We start from the raw sequence: 15,200 nt of genomic DNA, 5'->3' as shown, positions 1-15,200 counted from the left end.
AAGCACGGCCAAGCAGAGAGTGATACTGCCGGCGAGCACATCAAGCGAGACCATCGGTGCGAACCCCGCCGACTGCTGACGGAACGATCCGGCACGGTGCCGACAGGACCACGCCTCTAGGCGGTGACGGCACGTTCGACGGCTCTCGATGCACGGCGGAGCGGGCGGAGCGGCCGTGAGCCCCGGGGCCGCTCAGCAGGGCCGGTCCGTTCGGGGCGGCGAAAGCGACCGCGCGGGGCGGCGTAAGCGACCGCGGGACGGTGTGAGCGACCGCGGGACGGTGTGAGCGACCGCGCCGCGCGATTCGTCGGAGCCGCAGGCGTGAAACACAGACAAACGCGGCGAGGCGCAATTCACATGCTTATGGAGCGCCAGGCAGCACCTCGAGCAGGGCCCGGATCACGAAGGAGAGCCCGATCGAAGCAAGCACAGGAGCCAGCAGGCTGAGACAGAGAGCCAGAACGCAGCCACGACCTCCGCCCATCGGGTTGAGGGCCGGTTCCTGTGGCTCCAGTCCGCGCCACAGCGATCGGGGTTCGAGGAGGAGGAACAGCATCGCGCCCACCTCCCCTACCGTGAACAGCCAGAACCAGGCCCACCTGTTGCCCACCCTGGGCCGTGCTGTGCCGAGCATGATGAAGAGCGCGGCGATCCAGGCCCCGCCGACGGGCCAGGCCGCGCCGCGGACCGGGACGTGGAACGGCCAGCCCGAGAAGTACGCTCCGCGCGGCTGCCTGAGTCTGGCCTCCGGCCGGGGGACGGTGGCGTCCAGGTCACGCATGAGCTCCCGGGGGGTGTAGGCCATATCCGGACCCCTCTCGACGCGATGCCAGAACAGAGGGCCCGTCGACCACCGCAGATCCATTGGGGTGCCGGAGTAGATGACGTACGTGACCTGCCCGGCCCGCAGCGCCGTGTGGAAGTCCGCGAGAGTGTGGTCGCGCGGGATCGCGCCGAGCACGCTCACCAGAGCGCCCCACAGCAGCACGACGAGCAACAGCACGCGCAGCCACAGCCCCGCAAGACGGTACGGCAGTCGCATGACACGAGCTTTGCACGACCATGCCGCCGGAAAAACCGCTACAAGCGGTCCTGCCGGGGCAGCACCACCTCACGAGCCAGGAGGAGCAGGGCCGCCGCCAGCGGGATGCCGAGCAGGGCCCCGACGATGCCGAGCAGCGCCCCACCGAGGAGGGCCCCGACAATGGTCGCCACGGGCGGCACGTCGACCGACGACTTGAACACTTTGGGGGAGATCCAGTAGTTCTCGACCTGCTGGTAGACGACGAAGAAGATCACGCAGGCGATGCCGACCTGTGTCGAGGCGAGGAAGCCCACCCCCGAGGCCACGACCGCGCCGATGACCGCGCCCACCAGCGGGATCAGGTCGGTGACCGCCACGAAGATGGCCAGCGCGAGCGCGTACGGCACCTTCAGCATGGCCAGGAACAGGAAGGTCACCACGCCGGCGATCAGCGAGATGATCAAGTTTCCCGCGACGTAGCCGCCGATCTGGTTGATGATCTCGTCCCCGAGCAGGCGGACCCGCGTACGGCGGGAGCGGGGCACGAACCGGTAGGCCGTCTCCTTGATGGAGTTGAGCGACCCGAGGAAGTAGAGCGTGAGCACGAGCACGGTGAAGGCGCTGAACAACGCGCTGATCACGATGCTCGCCACGCCCAGGAGGCCGCCGAACATCTGGGTGGCCAGCCCGCCGCCCGCGACGTACTGCTGGATCTTGTCGAGGATCTGGTAGCGGTCGTCCACCGAGCGGATCAGCGGGTGGTTCTGGAGTTGCTGTACGTAGTCGGGCAGTTGCTGAACGAACCCGGTGGTCTGCTCGGTCAACGGCGGCACGACCGCGAGCCCGAATGCCACGAAGAACGCGATGACCGACCCGAACACGATCGTGATCGCGACGCGGCGGGACAGGTTGCGCCGCTGGAGCGCCTCGACCGAGGGGTTGAGGCCGATGGCCAGGAACAGCGAGACCACGATCAGCACGAGCGCCGAGCCGGCGCTGGCGATCGCCTGGACCAGGAGCCACGCGGTGAGCACGCCCAGGGCGCCGGTCAGGCCGAACATGAACGGGTTGCTCCGCAGCGGGCGCCCCGGCAGGCCGAACGGCCGGTCGGGGGGCACGGCGCCGTCGTCGCCCGCCCGGCTCACGCCGTCCCGGGGCCGCTCCGGGGCCGCCGCCGGGGAGCCGGCCGGCTCCGGCGTCGTCTCCCCCTGGCCGGGGAGCGAGGGGAACACGCTGGAGATGCCGCTTCCTGGGGAAAGACCGCTGTCGGACACGCCCCCACTGCTGCCCAACCAAGGTCACTTGACACGGATTTATCCGGACAAGCCGCCCTATTGTCCCCGGTTGGTGAGGTCGACCGTCTCGTCCAGATGACGCTCGATCGCACCGTTGACTTCGGCGCCGAGCAGCACGATCAGCGAGGAGAGGTACAGCCAGAGCATGAGCACGGCCACGGCGGCGACCGCTCCGTACGTCTGGTTGAAGCGCCCGAAGCCGGTCACGAAGACCGACAGGCCCACGGAGATCGCCACCAGGGCGGGCATCGCTAGCCCCACTCCCCAGGCGACCGACCGCCATCGCGACTCCCGGCGGCTGCCGGGGACGAACCGGTAGAGCAGCGCCAGTCCCACTCCTATGAGCAGGACCAGCACGGCCCAGCGTGCCACGGAGACGACGGTCCGGGCCACCCACCCGAGGCCGATGTGCCCCAGCACGACCGGGAACGCGGTGGCGAGCGCCAGCAGAAGCGACACTCCGGCGATCGCGGCGACCGTGTACAGCAGCGCCAGCAGGCGGGTGCCGATGAAACCGTGGCTCTCCCTGCCTCCGTACACCGTGTTCAGGCCCCGCATGAGCGCCTGGACGGCTCGCGACGAGGCCCACAGCAGGCCGGCGAGGCTGACCGCGAGATGAACGCTGAGCCCCTTCCCGGCGCGCACCGCGGTGGAGATCTGGGACGCCAGCAGGTGGGCGACGGGCTCGGGCAGCGGCCGGGTCAGCGACGCCAGCTGATCGGCCACCTGCCGGGGGTCGGCGACCAGCCCGTAGACCGACACCACGGCCAGCAGCATCGGAAAGATCGACAGCGTTCCCCAGAAGGCGATGCCCGCGGCCATCAGGGACAGCCGCTCACGCTTCGCCTCCCTCCGCACCCGCCCGGCGATCCTCTTCCAGTCCTGCGCGGGCATGCCCATGGCAGGGCCACGCCGCGAGGTCGCGGACACCTGGCGACTCTCTAGCCGCTCTGCCGCTGCGGCTCGCTGATCTCCCTGACCACCGGCGTGAGCAGGTCGGCGGTGAGCTGGTGCATCTGGAGGAGCAGGTCGTCGATGGTCAGCATGCCGACCACACCCGCCTCGTCGGCCACCGGCAGCCTGCGGAAGGTGTGGTGGCGGAATTTCTCGAAGGCCACTTCGATCTCGTCCTCCGGCCGCACCACCACGGGATGCGGCGACATCACCCGGCCGACGGGCGTGTCCCCGTCTCCGCCCTGGGCGAGCACGCGCAGGGCGAGGTCCCGGTCGGTCACGACGCCCGCGACGCCGCCCTGCTCGGAGACGACGACGCAACCGACGCCCGAATAGTCCATGTGCCGTGCGACGTCCCGCACCGGCGTGATCGGCGGGACGACGACCACCGGCGTGGACATGAGATCTCTGATTTTCATGGCCGGCTCTCCCCCTCGTACGGAAGTCCGCCCCGCTTGTGACCTTATGCCCTATTTATCCCTCCAAGTCCGAATAAACGTAGAAATGGAGGTGATCCCTATGCTTACGCTGAGCATCATCAAGGCCGACACAGGGGGATACGTCGGCCACTCCGCCGTCCATCCCCGGCTGATGGCCGAGGCCAGGCGGGAGATCGAGCGGGCGAAGTCCTCCGGGCTTCTCATCGACGGCCACGTGGACAGCTGCGGCGACGACATCTCGCTCATCATGACCCACACGTACGGCGAGGAGGCGGGCCTGATTCACTCCTTCGCCTGGGACACCTTCCAGGCGACCACGCACCTCGCCAAGGAACTCGGCCTGTACGGCGCCGGCCAGGACCTGCTCTCGGACGCCTTCTCCGGCAACCTGCGCGGCATGGGCCCGGGATACGCGGAGCTGGAGTTCGAGGAGCGGCCCTCCGAGCCCGTGCTGTGCTTCCTGGCCGACAAGACCGAGCCGGGCGCGTGGAACCTCCCGCTGTACAAGATGTTCGCCGACCCGTCCAACACGGCAGGACTGGTGATCGACGAGAAGATGCACGCCGGGTTCGCGTTCGAGGTGTACGACCTTCGCGAAGACCGGCGCATCGTCTTCGACTGCCCCGCGGACCTGTACGACATGCTGATGTACATCGGCGCCCCGTCGCGTTACGTGATCCACAGCGTCCGGTCCAAGACCTTGGGCACGACCGCGGCGACGACCAGCACCCAGCGGCTGTCGCTCATCGCGGGAAGGTACGTCGGCAAGGACGACCCGGTCCTCATCGTGCGCTGCCAGTCGGGCCTGCCGGCGGTGGGTGAGGCGCTCGAGCCGTTCGCCTTCGCGTACTCGGTGGCGGGGTGCATGCGCGGCTCCCACCACGCGCCGTTCATGCCGGTCGCCACCGGGCAGGCGCACCCGTCGCGGTTCGACGGCCCGCCGCGGGTGGTCGCGCTCGGCTTCCAGATCAAGGACGGCAGGCTCATCGGCCCGCGTGACATGTTCGACGACCCGGCGTTCGACGGAGCCCGGCGACAGGCCACGGAGGTCATGGACTACCTGCGCCGCCACGGCCCGTTCGAGCCGCACCGGCTGCCGCTCGATGACCTGGAGTACACCACCATGACCTCTCTCACCAAGCGCCTGGCGCACCGCTGGACGCCGATCACGACCGAGGTCGCGACCCCGGTGGGCGGCTGACGATGAGAGCGTCGGTCGGCGACCACCTGATCGTCGAGAGCATCCAGCGGGGCAGGGCGGGCCGCATCGGAATCGTGGTCGCGCTCTATCACACCGACGGCTCGCCTCCCTATCTCGTGCGCTGGCTCGACGAGGAGCGGGAGACGATGTGCTTCTACCCAGGGCCCGACGCCCGGGTCGAGCACTACTGGGAGCGCACGCCCGAAAGCCCGTGACAATCAGCGCGCCGCCTGCCGCAGGCACTCGACCACGTCCTCGTCGCTCGCCTGGGTGAAGTCGTCGTACCACGCGCCGATCGCGTAGAAGTGGTCGGGCGTGTCCAGGCAGACGACCTCGTCGGCGTCCCTGCGCAGGCTCGCGATCGTCTCGGGGGCGCCGACCGGCACCGCGAGCACCACTCGGGAGGCCCCGTGCGCGCGGGCGACGCGGCAGGCGGCGCGGGCCGTGCCGCCCGTCGCGATCCCGTCGTCCACCACGATCACCGTACGACCGGCCAGGTCCACCGGCTCGCGGTCGCCCCGGAACCGGCGGGCCCGGCGCTCCAGCTCGGCCCTCTCGTGCCGCTCCACCTCGGCCATCTCGCCGCCGGTGATGTTGGCCAGCCGTACGACGTCGGGGTTCATCACCCGCACCCCGCCCTCGCCGATGGCGCCGAAACCCAGTTCCGGCTGGTACGGCACGCCCAGCTTGCGTACGACGATCACGTCCAGGGGGGCGCCGAGGGCCCGGGCCACCTGGAACGCCACCGGAACACCTCCCCGGGGCAGCCCGAGGACGACCGCGTCCTGCATACCGGGGAGTCGGCGCAACCGCTCGCCCAGGCGCAGTCCGGCGTCACGACGATCGACGAACACGACAGTCACCCCTGCCTTCAACCCCTGCTTCTCACCGTCGGTCCCCGCCGTCGTCCGCGGTAGGGCCGAAGGACCCGGGGAAGACTTGGAGCATGTCCCTTCCCGGAGAGATCGACGAGCTGAGGGCCAGGCTCGACGCGACGGAACGGCACGTCCGCACGCTCGCCGAGGCCGTCCGGGCGCTGGCGGGCGGCCTGGAGGGCGGGCCGCTGGAGGAGGCCGGACCCGCCCGGCCCGAGCACGCCGCCCGGCTCGCCCACGAACTGCTGCTCGCGGCCGGCCTGATCCGGCCGGAGGAGAGCGAAGGCCCATAGACTGTCGCCGTGACCTCGACCGACCCGGCCCTCGACGGGGAGCTTCCGCGTCAGAGACTGACCGTGGCCGAGATCGCCCACCTGGCGGGGGTGTCCGCGCCGACCGTGTCGCGGGTGCTCAACGGGCATGCGGGAGTCGCCCTGGCCACCCGGCAGCGGGTGGAGGCGGTGCTGCGGGAGCACGGATACCGGCGGCGCGACAGCGAGCCCGCGGCGATCATCGAGCTCGTCTTCCACGCCCTGGAGAGCCTGTGGGCCCTGGAGATCATCCAGGGCGTCGAGCAGGTCGCGCGGGAGAGCGGGCTGGCCGTGGTGCTGACCGAGATGCAGGGCCGTCTCACGCCGGGCAGGGCCTGGACCGAGCAGGTGCTCGCCCGCCGTCCCACCGGTGTCGTGGCGGTCTTCTCCGAACTCACCGTGCAGCAGCAGTCGCAGCTCGCCACCCGCTCGATCCCCCTGGTCGTGCTCGACCCGACCGGCGAGCCGCTGCACGAGACCCCGTCGGTCGGCGCCACCAACTGGAGCGGCGGGATGGCCGCGACCCGCCACCTGCTCGATCTCGGTCATCGCCGCATCGCGATGCTGAGCGGGCCGACGCAGTGGCCGTGCTGCCGGGCACGGCTCGACGGCTACCGCGCGGCGATGGACGCGGCGGGCGTGCCCGTGGACCCCGAGCTCGTGCGCGTCAGCACCCTGTACGTGGAGGGCGGCCTGCGCGACGGGACCGAACTGCTGCGTCTGCCCGATCCCCCGACCGCCGTCTTCACCGCCAACGACCTGCAGGCACTCGGCGTGTACGAGGCCGCCAGGCGGGCCGGGGTGCGCATCCCCGAGGACCTGAGCGTCGTCGGGTTCGACGATCTTTCGTTCACCCGGTGGGCCGGGCCGCCCATGACGACCGTACGGCAGCCGCTCGTGCAGATGGGCGCCGCCGCCGCGCGGATGGTTCTGGCGTTGGCGGACGGCGAGCGGCTCGAACAGCACCGGGTCGAGCTCGCGACCACCCTCGTCGTACGGGAGAGCACCGCGCCGCCGCGTCAAGTCTCCTGAGGGCGCCGGGCCCAGGTGGCCCACCGCCACAGCCACTCCAGAGGGCCGTACCGGTGCCGCCGCAGCCAGAGCGCGGACCACAGCCACTGGACGGCGAGGATGGCGGCCGAGGTCAGGGCCACTCGCCCCGAGGACCAGGTCTCCGCCGAGCCACCGGACGCGCGGGCGACCAGCAGGACGAGGACCGTCGCGGTCAGGTAGTTGGTCAGCGCCATCCGCCCCAGCGGCGCGAACAGGGCCGCGAGCACCGGCCGCAACGGCGTCCCGAGGAGCACCGGCAGGGCGCAGACGTACGCCCCGGCGACCAGCAGCCCGCCCAGCGCCAGTGCGCGGCCGAAGCCGGGGTCGTCGGCGTCCAGCCCGGCCTGCCACCACAGGACGGGTGCGGCGAGCGCGGCGAAGGTCAGGCAGAGGGCGGCCGGGGCGCGGACGGACCTCTCGATCCGGGCGGTCACGCCGTACCGGGTCAGCGCGGAACCCAGCAGGAACAGCCCGGCGACCAGCAGGAACCTCTCGCCGTCGAGGATCAGCGACGCCATGACGAACGCGGGGGCGAGCGCGGCGACGGCCAGGCGTGGCAGCCAGGTCGAGGGCAGCAGCACCAGCAGCCCCACGACGGCGTACGTGCTGAGGATGTCGCCGGGCCACAGCAGGAGGAAGTGCGCCAGCCCGGCCGCGAGCAGCACGAGCAGCCGGCGTGCCAGGATCAGCCGCGGCCGGGCGGCCTGGGCCGCGGCCGATTCCACCAGCAGCGAGAACCCGGCCCCGAACAGCAGGGAGAAGATCGGGAAGATGCGCTGCTCGACGAACAGCCCCATCCAGGCGTCGTCCGGGGTCACGGGCCGGCCCGGCGCCGTGAGGTCGCCGACATGGGCGATCGGTTTGACGTTGGCCAGCAGGATCCCGCACAGCGCGACCCCGCGGATCACGTCGAGCGCGGTGATCCGTTCACGTTTCATGAGGCCCAATGCTGTGCGGGGCCGCGTGGCCCCGGCATCGGCCGGAAGGGGGGATCGGGCCGCCACGACCATACTTTCGGCCGGTTCTGCGTGAACGGCCGATCTCATAGCCTCGGCATCGTGCGAGTGCGGAGATGGGCGGCCGACATCGGGCTGGGTGTCGTGTTCGCGGTGGTGCTGGCCTTCTGGGCCTCCCGGCTCGCCGACAGCTGGGGCGGCGGCTACTGGCGGTTCGGCTGCGCCGCGGGTGCGGCGGTGTGCGCGATCGCGCTGGCCCGCCGGCTCGATCGGGCGCGGGCGGCCGCCGCGGGCCTGGCCGTGGCGGGGACCGCCGTAATGGCCGCCGGGTTCGCCGGGTTGCCGGGCGAACCCGGCCCCGGGACGGCGCTCGGCCTGGCCGTGCTGGTCGGTTCGGCGGTCCGATCGCTGCCGCTCCGGCCGGCCTGCGCCGTGGCGGCCGGCGGGTTCGCCGTCGCCGCCGGCAGTCTGTTCACCGCGCACAGCCTCGCCGCGGGCGTGCCGGCCGTGACCGTGATGAACATGCTGGCGTGGCTGGCCGCCGTCGTGGCCGGGCTGTGCCCGCGACTGCTCGACGCCCGCAGGCGGGCCGTCGCCGAGAGGGTGCGCCGCGCCGAACGGCTGACCCTGGCCAGGGAGCTGCACGACGTCGTCGCCCACCACGTCACCGGCATCGTGGTGCAGGCCCAGGCCGCCCGGCTCGTGGCACGCAGGAGCCCCGAGAAGGCGGGCGACGCCCTGGCCGCGATCGAGGCCGCCGGCTCCGACGCGATGGCCGCGATGCGCCGCGTCGTCGGCCTGCTGCGCGACGGAGACGACGCGGGCGGCCCCGCCGCCACGGAACCCGGCCCGCTCCGCGACCTGGTCGGCCGGTTCGAGGCCGAAGGACGCGAGGGGCCTGAGGGGCGGCAGGAGCGCGAGGGCCGGCAGGTGCGCCTGCGGCTGCCGGACGAGGAGGAGACGGCGGTGTGGCCGCCCGAGGTGACCTCAACGGTCTATCGGGTGGTGCAGGAGTCGCTGACCAACATCACGCGTCACGCCCCGCGCGCCCGCGGCGTCACGGTCAGCGTCGAGCGGGACCGGGATGCCGTCACCGTCGAGGTCGCCGACGACTCGCCGGCCGGCCCGGCCCGGCACGTCCCTCGCGGCGGGTACGGCCTGCTCGGGATGCGCGAGCGGGTCCAGGCCCTCGGCGGCACGCTGCGTGCCGGGCCGCGCCCCGGAGGCGGCTGGTCGGTCCTCGCCACCCTGCCTCTTTCCGGACCTCTTTCCGGGCCTCTCACCGGGCGTGACCGCCGATGACGATCAGCGTCCTGGTGGCCGACGACCAGGCGATGGTCCGCGGCGGCCTGCGGCTGATCCTGGAGGACCAGCCCGACATCCAGGTGGTCGCCGAGGCGTCGGACGGCGCCGAGGCCGTCGAGCTGGCCCGCCGGCTGCGGCCGGACGTGTGCCTGGTGGACGTGCGCATGCCCCGGCTCGACGGCATCGAGGTCACCCGCGCCCTGGCCGGCCCGGCGGTCGCCGACCCGCTCCGGGTGGTCGTGGTCACCACCTTCGATCTGGACGAATACGTGTACGGCGCGCTTCGAGCGGGCGCGGTGGGCTTCGTCCTGAAGGACTGCGGCCCCGCCCTGCTGGTGGAGGCCGTGCGGGCGGCGAACCACGGGGACGCCCTGGTCTCGCCGTCGGTCACCCTGCGGCTGCTCCGCCACCTGACGGCTCATCTGCCCGCCTCCGGCAGGGCGAGCCATCCCCTCTCGAACCGCGAACTCGAGGTCGTCCGTGCCGTGGCCAGGGGCCGCACCAACCAGGAGATCGCCGCCGAGCTGTTCATCTCGCTGAGCACGGTCAAGAGCCACGTGGCGGCCGTACAGGCCAAGCTCGGCCTGCGCAACCGGGTCGAGGTCGCCGCCTGGGCCTGGGAGAACCGCATCGCAGCCAGTGCCTGACTTATCACTTTTGTCATGTTTTGCCCTGTTTCGTCCGGGCAGAAGGCAGGCAGCCGGACACAAGGAGCGTGGCAGCATGGCAGTCAGCGGCATCATCTCCGCCATCATCATCGGACTCATCATCGGCGCTCTCGGCCGTCTGGTCGTTCCCGGACGACAGGCCATTCCGATCTGGCTGACCGTGGTCATCGGCATCATCGCCGCCCTCATCGGCACGGCGATCGCCGGGGCCCTCGGGGTCGCCACGACCCGCGGCATCGACTGGCTGGAACTGATCATCCAGGTGGCACTCGCCGCCCTCGGTGTCATCGCCGCCGTGGCGCTCTTCCGCCGCAAGAGCGTCGGATAGACCCTCGCGGCAATCGATGGCCCCGGCTCGGCCGGGGCCATCGGCGTGTCGCCGTCTGTAGCGGTCTTTACGCAATCACCGACATCTGTTGATTCCTCCCGTCACGGCTCGGCGTACGGTCGTTAACCAGAGGAAAGGGGCTGAACTTGGACGGTGATCTCCACCTCGACCGCTCGGTGTGCGTGAGGGCGGCGGCACGGTGACCGCGCCGTTGGAGGCGGCCCGCCGCGTCGCGGACGCCGTGCTGTACGAGGGCTACCCGCTCCACCCCTATCGCGCGACGGCGGGCGAGAACCGCTCGCGCTGGCAGTTCGGCGTGCTCGTGCCGCCGAGCTGTCCCGGCGAACCGTCGGCCAGTGTGACCGAGTGCCTGCTGGAGGAGTGCGTCGAGGAGGGCCTCAAGGAGGGCGGGGACGTCACGCTCGACCTGCGGCTGCGGTTCCTGCACGTCAGGGGCAGGACGGTCGAGCGTGTCGAGGACGACGGCTACTGGCCCGTGCCGAAGCTGACCATCGGCGGGCACGACTACCTCAGCTCCGAGGAGGCCACAGAACGGGAGGCGCGGGCCGTGCTGTCCCTCGCGCAGGTGATGGGCGGGCAGCGCGTCGTCGATGTCCACGTGCCCTGCGACCGGATCATCGAGCCCATCGCCGGCCCCGGCGACGAGCGGACGGGCCGCATCGTCTGCGAGCATCAGCCGCTCGACGCGGAGATGCGCATCTCCGCCGAACGGCTGCCCGGGCCGTACGGGCTGGTCCGGCTGCGGGTCGAGGTGGAGAACACGGCAGCCTGGGAGGGGGCGGACGCGCCGCGGGAGGAGGCCCTGCGCCGCTCGCTGGTCGCCGCGCACCTGCTGATCGGGGTGAGTGGAGGGGCCTTCGTCTCGCTGCTCGACCCGCCGCTGTGGGCCGAGACGGCGGCGCGACGATGCCACAACGAGAACACCTGGCCGGTGCTGGTGGGCGAGCCCGGCCGCCGCGACGTCGTGCTGTCCTCACCGATCATCCTGTACGACCACCCGGCCGTCGCACTGCCCGCGCTGACGATGACAGAGCAGCCCGCGGAGACCGCCCGGCGTCACCTGCGGGTCAGAAGGACGTGACGCCGATGCACGAGTTCGGGATCGCCGAGGCCGTGGTCGACGCCGTCGAGCGCCGGGCCGACGGCAGGCGGGTGCGCCGGGCCCGGGTTCGGGCGGGCGCCCTGCTGCGCATCACCCCGCAGGCCCTGGACCAGGCATTCTGCCTGGCCGCCACGGGTACGGTCGCCGAGGGCGCGGCGCTCGACCTGGTCATCGAGCCCGTCCGGCTCGTCTGCCGGGGCTGCGGGCACTCCGCGCAGTGCGCCGACCCGCTCGCGATCTGCGGGTTGTGCGGGGGCATCGACATCGACCTTGAGGGCGGCGACAGCCTCGTCCTCGAGTCCATCCAGCTCGAACCGGCGGAGGCGTCCCACCTGCCGGGCCATCCCCCGTCCGGCCCGTTAACCGGGTGAATGGGCACCGGGTGAATGGGCACCGGGCAGCTCGAGTACGTCGTCGAGCGCGACGACCTCGAACAGGTGGCGCAGGTAGGGCGTGAGGGCGACGATCCGGAAGGCGGTCCCGCGCTCCCCCGCCCCCACGTAGGCGTTCATCAGGACGGCCATGCCCGAGGAGTCGATGAATCCCAGCCCGGACAGGTCGAGCTCGAGCAGGCGGGCTTCTTCGGCGAGCGCCTTGTCCACCGCGGCGGACGCCTCACCCGCGGTGTCGAAGTCGAGCTCGCCGGTCATCACCAGACGAACGGCACCCGGCTCGGGATCGAGCGACTCGACGTGGAACGTAGGGGTGTCCTGCATCAGACGCTCGTCTCTGTTTGTAGATCGGCGGTCCGGGTGATCGGCTGGGTTCCGTTGATCGGCTGACAGCACGCCCGTGCCGCGGCGACGCCCTCGGCCAGCAGTTCGCGGGCGCGAGGGCAGTCCGTAAGTACATCACGGAAAACACGCAGCCCGAGCACGACGGACTCCGCCGGCACATTCCGGGCCACCAGCACCCGGCAGGTCCAGGTGACGAAGTCGGTGAACAGCGAGGCGTCGTCGACGTACATCGCGGCGATCAGGAAATCGGCGATGTGCTCGAGGTCTTCCGAGGTGTGCTCCAGTTGCCGCTCGCTGTAACCGCCCATAGGGGCGTGCGCCTCCCTGAGCGTGTCCATGACACGGGACAGAACGACACGGGACAGCAGGTCGGCGCGGTGCCGGGTCAGGTACGCGTACTCCTCGCCGCCGACTCGGGCCCCGCCGTCGCCCGCACCGTCGCCCGCGCCGCCGTCCGGGGCGCCTTCGTGGGTGGCGGGGAAGAACGGCAGCCCTGCGGCGAGCCGGTCGGCCGCCACGTCGGCGGCGGGCGCCCAGGCGTCCGCGCCGAGCAGGCGGGCGTAGCGGCCGTCGGCGCCGAACCCGGCCCCACCGGCCAGCACGGGGATCCCCACGGCCTGGCAGGCGGCGATCGTGGCGTGCGCGCGGGGCAGCCGGGTCGCCAGCGTGCAGCCGAGCGCGACCACGTCGGGACCGGTCTGGTGCAGGTGCGTGATCAGGTGCGGGCCGGGCACGCTGGCGCCCAGGAAGTCGACGTGCCACCCCCGCAGCCGCAGCACCTCCGCCATGATCCGGGTGGGCAGCGCGTGATACTCGCCGTCGGCGCAGGCCACGGCCACCCGGCCGTGGGCGGGCGTGGGCCGGACCCGCCCGCCGACGGCGGCCACCGCCCGCTCGCTGACCGCGGTCGCGGCGTGCTCGCGCGCCACCGACCACTCGTTGGACGCCCACAGCTCGCCCACCCGGCGCTGGCCCGGGGCGATCACCTTCAGCAGCACGTCCTCTGCGGGGACGCCCTCGTCGATCAGCCCCACGGCCAGGTCGACCGCGCCGTACTCGTCGCCCCGGCCGATCAGCTCCAGATAGCGCCCGGTGGCGTCCCCCAGGTCCCGCGTCACGGGGACGTCTCCGTCCGGCCAGTCTGCGTCGGGCCGGTCTCCGTCCGGCCCGTCCCCGCCCGTACGGCGAGCAGGGCGCGGTCGTCCCGCTGCCCGCCGCCGAGGACGCCGCCCAGGCCGTCGCCCAGACCGCCGCACAGCCACTCACTGCTGAGCTGTTCCAGCCGCTCCACCAGGGCGTCGGCCGGCATGCCGGCGCAGCTCGCCAGCGCCTCCTTCAACCGCTCCTCGCCGAACATCTCCCGGCCGCGCGGGCCGCCGAACGCCTCGGTGATGCCGTCGCTGTAGAGCAGGCACACCTCGCCGGGCGCCAGATCGAGCGTGACGGGCCACAGGCTGATCCTCTTCAGCGCGCCGAGAATGGAACCGCGGACGTCGACCTCCTCCACCGTGCCGTCCCGGCGCAGGACCAGCGGCGGCGGATGCCCGGCCACGGCCAGGTCCAGCAGCACGTGGCCCCCGGGAGCGACCCGCAGCGCCGCGAGGACCAGCGTGACATAGGAGTTGGGAGACGGGGACGCGAGCAGCGACCGGTTGAGCAGTTCGAGCAGCCGGTCGGGACGGCTTTCCAGCAGCAGCAGCGTACGCAGGCTGTGCCGGACCTGACCGGCCAGGACCGCGGCGCGGGCGCCCTTGCCGCAGACGTCGCCCAAAATGATCAGCGGCGGCCGTTCCACGATCCCGGTCTCGGGCGCCGCCTCCGGCAGGTAGACGTCGTAGAAGTCCCCGCCGATGGCGCCCGCCTGCTGCGAGGCCCGTAGCCGGCCGGCCAGCCGCATGCCCTCGATCTCCGGCAGCTCGGGCGGCAGCAGGTCGCCGATCAGGATGGCGTTGATCGTGCTCTGCTCCCGGAACAGGGAGGCCGCCGAGATCGCGGCGCCGGCTCGGGTCGCGAGGTCGCGCGCCATCACCTGGTCGTCGTCGTCGAACGGCGGCCGCCCGGCCCGGCGGGCGAGCACGATCGCCCCGGCGGGCACGCCGTTGCCGGGCAGCGGGAGCACCACCAGGTGGCCGACTGGGCCGAACCCCTCCGGCACCAGCCAGTCCGGCGTGCCGCCCGGGTCCTGCCGTCCCCCGGCGCCGTTGTGGAGTCCCGTGAGCGCGTCGGTCAGGCCGGGCACCTCCGCCGCCGCGGCGGCCGGCAGGACGCCCTCGTCCGGGCCGCCTCGGCCGGAGACGGCGCGCACCCACTCCATCCGGCGGCGGGAGGCGGGCGGCAGCAGCACGATCGCCGCGTCGGACAGGAAGGCGACGCCCAGCTCCGTCGCCGCACGCGCGCACCGGTGCGGGTTGAGCGAGGCGGACAGGCGGTGGGCCGCCTCAAGCAGGAACTCGGTGCGCTGTGTCTTCTCGGTGCGCTGTGTCTCGGTGCGCTGTGTCTTCTGCGTTCGCCGGGGCGTTTCCTCGCTCAGGTACCAGGCGGCCCGGCCCTCCCCCATCTCCTCCACACGAACCCGGATCACCCGGCCGTCGTGCGTCACGCTCCGGCCTTCGGCCGTCGATGCGGGTGTGACAGATGCGGGTGTGACAGATCCGGGTGTGGCGGGCGGGACGAGCGGCGTGGGCGCGGGCAGGCCCACCTCGATCTGCGGCACGAGGCGGACCGCCGCCGGATTGGCCATGGTCACGAGGCCGTCCGCGTCGCACAGCACGACGCCCTCGGCGGCACGTTCGAGCAGCGCCGCCATGAGGTCGAGGGACGGCCGCGCCGCCCTGTGCCGCGGGTCCGCGGACCCGGTGGCGCCTTTCACCCGCGCGTTCCCGCCATGGCCGCGTCCCCCGATCGATTCGTTCCTCCACAGTACCTTTGCC

The 15,200-nt window shown here is 72.2% G+C and carries 18 protein-coding genes; 9 read left to right on the top strand and 9 right to left on the bottom strand.

The features are described from left to right. Positions 1–361 precede the first annotated feature (361 nt). Genes AB0O28_RS29720 through AB0O28_RS29705 form a run of 4 tightly spaced genes read right to left on the bottom strand, consistent with a single transcriptional unit; the run spans position 362 to position 3,692 of the window. A complete protein-coding gene (locus AB0O28_RS29720) occupies positions 362–1,042 on the bottom strand; it encodes a hypothetical protein (RefSeq protein ID WP_363645848.1) in 681 nt (226 codons plus the stop codon). Between the two features lie 38 nt (positions 1,043–1,080). Then, positions 1,081–2,298, bottom strand: a complete 1,218-nt coding sequence (locus tag AB0O28_RS29715; protein WP_363645847.1) for an AI-2E family transporter — start codon at positions 2,296–2,298, stop codon at positions 1,081–1,083. 57 nt (positions 2,299–2,355) lie between these two features. After that, entirely contained in the window at positions 2,356–3,249 is an 894-nt protein-coding gene (locus AB0O28_RS29710; protein ID WP_363645846.1) for a YihY/virulence factor BrkB family protein, read from the bottom strand. An 11-nt stretch (positions 3,250–3,260) separates the two neighbouring features. Further along, the gene (locus AB0O28_RS29705) at positions 3,261–3,692 is read right to left on the bottom strand and encodes a CBS domain-containing protein (protein ID WP_363645845.1); all 432 of its coding nucleotides are present in this window, start codon (positions 3,690–3,692) and stop codon (positions 3,261–3,263) included. Positions 3,693–3,792: 100 nt separating this feature from the next. Here AB0O28_RS29705 and fbp point away from each other — a divergent pair, with 100 nt between their 5' ends. Beyond that, positions 3,793–4,914 (top strand): fructose-1,6-bisphosphate aldolase/phosphatase, encoded by a 1,122-nt coding sequence (gene fbp / locus AB0O28_RS29700; protein ID WP_363645843.1) that lies wholly within the window; start codon positions 3,793–3,795, stop codon positions 4,912–4,914. Between the two features lie 2 nt (positions 4,915–4,916). Beyond that, entirely contained in the window at positions 4,917–5,129 is a 213-nt protein-coding gene (locus AB0O28_RS29695; protein WP_363645841.1) for a DUF1918 domain-containing protein, read from the top strand. Positions 5,130–5,132: 3 nt separating this feature from the next. Here AB0O28_RS29695 and AB0O28_RS29690 read toward each other — a convergent pair whose 3' ends face one another. Next, a complete protein-coding gene (locus AB0O28_RS29690; RefSeq protein ID WP_363645839.1) occupies positions 5,133–5,768 on the bottom strand; it encodes a phosphoribosyltransferase family protein in 636 nt (211 codons plus the stop codon). Between the two features lie 92 nt (positions 5,769–5,860). On the opposite strand from AB0O28_RS29690, the gene AB0O28_RS29685 reads away from it, so the two are divergent. Further along, positions 5,861–6,082, top strand: a complete 222-nt coding sequence (locus tag AB0O28_RS29685; protein WP_363645837.1) for a hypothetical protein — start codon at positions 5,861–5,863, stop codon at positions 6,080–6,082. A 9-nt stretch (positions 6,083–6,091) separates the two neighbouring features. Beyond that, the gene (locus AB0O28_RS29680) at positions 6,092–7,132 is read left to right on the top strand and encodes a LacI family DNA-binding transcriptional regulator (RefSeq protein ID WP_363645835.1); all 1,041 of its coding nucleotides are present in this window, start codon (positions 6,092–6,094) and stop codon (positions 7,130–7,132) included. Here the strand turns inward: AB0O28_RS29680 and AB0O28_RS29675 are convergent. Continuing rightward, positions 7,120–8,091: a DUF418 domain-containing protein gene (locus AB0O28_RS29675; protein WP_363645833.1), complete on the bottom strand. Its 972-nt coding sequence runs from the start codon at positions 8,089–8,091 to the stop codon at positions 7,120–7,122. The two genes, AB0O28_RS29680 and AB0O28_RS29675, sit on opposite strands and share 13 nt — an antisense overlap. Before the next feature lie 120 nt (positions 8,092–8,211). On the opposite strand from AB0O28_RS29675, the gene AB0O28_RS29670 reads away from it, so the two are divergent. The 5 genes from AB0O28_RS29670 to AB0O28_RS29650 all read left to right on the top strand — a co-directional run bounded on the left by AB0O28_RS29670 (position 8,212) and on the right by AB0O28_RS29650 (position 11,904). Next, positions 8,212–9,411: a histidine kinase gene (locus AB0O28_RS29670; RefSeq protein WP_363645831.1), complete on the top strand. Its 1,200-nt coding sequence runs from the start codon at positions 8,212–8,214 to the stop codon at positions 9,409–9,411. Continuing rightward, positions 9,408–10,061, top strand: coding sequence for a response regulator transcription factor (locus AB0O28_RS29665; RefSeq protein WP_363645829.1), 654 nt, complete (start codon positions 9,408–9,410; stop codon positions 10,059–10,061). Before AB0O28_RS29670 ends, AB0O28_RS29665 begins: the two co-directional genes overlap by 4 nt. Positions 10,062–10,137: 76 nt before the next feature. Then, complete coding sequence (locus tag AB0O28_RS29660; protein ID WP_363645827.1) at positions 10,138–10,410, top strand: GlsB/YeaQ/YmgE family stress response membrane protein; 273 nt, start codon at positions 10,138–10,140, stop codon at positions 10,408–10,410. Between the two features lie 199 nt (positions 10,411–10,609). Continuing rightward, positions 10,610–11,512 carry a hypothetical protein gene (locus AB0O28_RS29655; RefSeq protein ID WP_363645825.1) on the top strand — a complete coding sequence of 301 codons (903 nt, stop codon included), beginning with the start codon at positions 10,610–10,612 and terminating at the stop codon, positions 11,510–11,512. A gap of 5 nt (positions 11,513–11,517) precedes the next feature. Continuing rightward, positions 11,518–11,904, top strand: coding sequence for a hydrogenase maturation nickel metallochaperone HypA (locus AB0O28_RS29650; RefSeq protein WP_363645823.1), 387 nt, complete (start codon positions 11,518–11,520; stop codon positions 11,902–11,904). Here AB0O28_RS29650 and AB0O28_RS29645 read toward each other — a convergent pair. From AB0O28_RS29645 to AB0O28_RS29635, 3 genes are read right to left on the bottom strand one after another with little or no spacing between them, the layout of a single operon-like run. Next, on the bottom strand, positions 11,893–12,249 hold the full coding sequence (locus tag AB0O28_RS29645) for an STAS domain-containing protein (protein WP_363645821.1): 357 nt from the start codon (positions 12,247–12,249) through the stop codon (positions 11,893–11,895). The genes AB0O28_RS29650 and AB0O28_RS29645 overlap by 12 nt on opposite strands. After that, on the bottom strand, positions 12,249–13,388 hold the full coding sequence (locus tag AB0O28_RS29640) for a B12-binding domain-containing protein (protein WP_363645819.1): 1,140 nt from the start codon (positions 13,386–13,388) through the stop codon (positions 12,249–12,251). The genes AB0O28_RS29645 and AB0O28_RS29640 overlap by 1 nt, the downstream gene beginning before the upstream one ends. Beyond that, positions 13,385–15,139, bottom strand: a complete 1,755-nt coding sequence (locus AB0O28_RS29635) for a SpoIIE family protein phosphatase (protein ID WP_363645817.1) — start codon at positions 15,137–15,139, stop codon at positions 13,385–13,387. Before AB0O28_RS29635 ends, AB0O28_RS29640 begins: the two co-directional genes overlap by 4 nt. Between the last annotated feature and the right edge of the window lie 61 nt (positions 15,140–15,200).

It is taken from the genome of Microbispora sp. NPDC088329, assembly GCF_040685655.1.
GTDB lineage: Bacteria > Actinomycetota > Actinomycetes > Streptosporangiales > Streptosporangiaceae > Microbispora.
The sequence above is the reverse complement of the archived record's forward strand: the minus strand, read 5'-3'. Positions and strand labels throughout refer to the sequence as shown.

Bases quoted from the DNA above. Each gene is read 5' to 3' on its own strand.
- AB0O28_RS29665 (WP_363645829.1), top strand. From the start codon at position 9,408: ATGACGATCAGCGTCCTGGTGGCCGACGACCAGGCGATGGTCCGCGGC.
- AB0O28_RS29645 (WP_363645821.1), bottom strand. From the start codon at position 12,249: ATGCAGGACACCCCTACGTTCCACGTCGAGTCGCTCGATCCCGAGCCG.
- AB0O28_RS29705 (WP_363645845.1), bottom strand. From the start codon at position 3,692: ATGAAAATCAGAGATCTCATGTCCACGCCGGTGGTCGTCGTCCCGCCG.
- AB0O28_RS29685 (WP_363645837.1), top strand. From the start codon at position 5,861: ATGTCCCTTCCCGGAGAGATCGACGAGCTGAGGGCCAGGCTCGACGCG.
- fbp (WP_363645843.1), top strand. From the start codon at position 3,793: ATGCTTACGCTGAGCATCATCAAGGCCGACACAGGGGGATACGTCGGC.
- AB0O28_RS29720 (WP_363645848.1), bottom strand. From the start codon at position 1,042: ATGCGACTGCCGTACCGTCTTGCGGGGCTGTGGCTGCGCGTGCTGTTG.
- AB0O28_RS29660 (WP_363645827.1), top strand. From the start codon at position 10,138: ATGGCAGTCAGCGGCATCATCTCCGCCATCATCATCGGACTCATCATC.
- AB0O28_RS29695 (WP_363645841.1), top strand. From the start codon at position 4,917: ATGAGAGCGTCGGTCGGCGACCACCTGATCGTCGAGAGCATCCAGCGG.
- AB0O28_RS29650 (WP_363645823.1), top strand. From the start codon at position 11,518: ATGCACGAGTTCGGGATCGCCGAGGCCGTGGTCGACGCCGTCGAGCGC.
- AB0O28_RS29675 (WP_363645833.1), bottom strand. From the start codon at position 8,091: ATGAAACGTGAACGGATCACCGCGCTCGACGTGATCCGCGGGGTCGCG.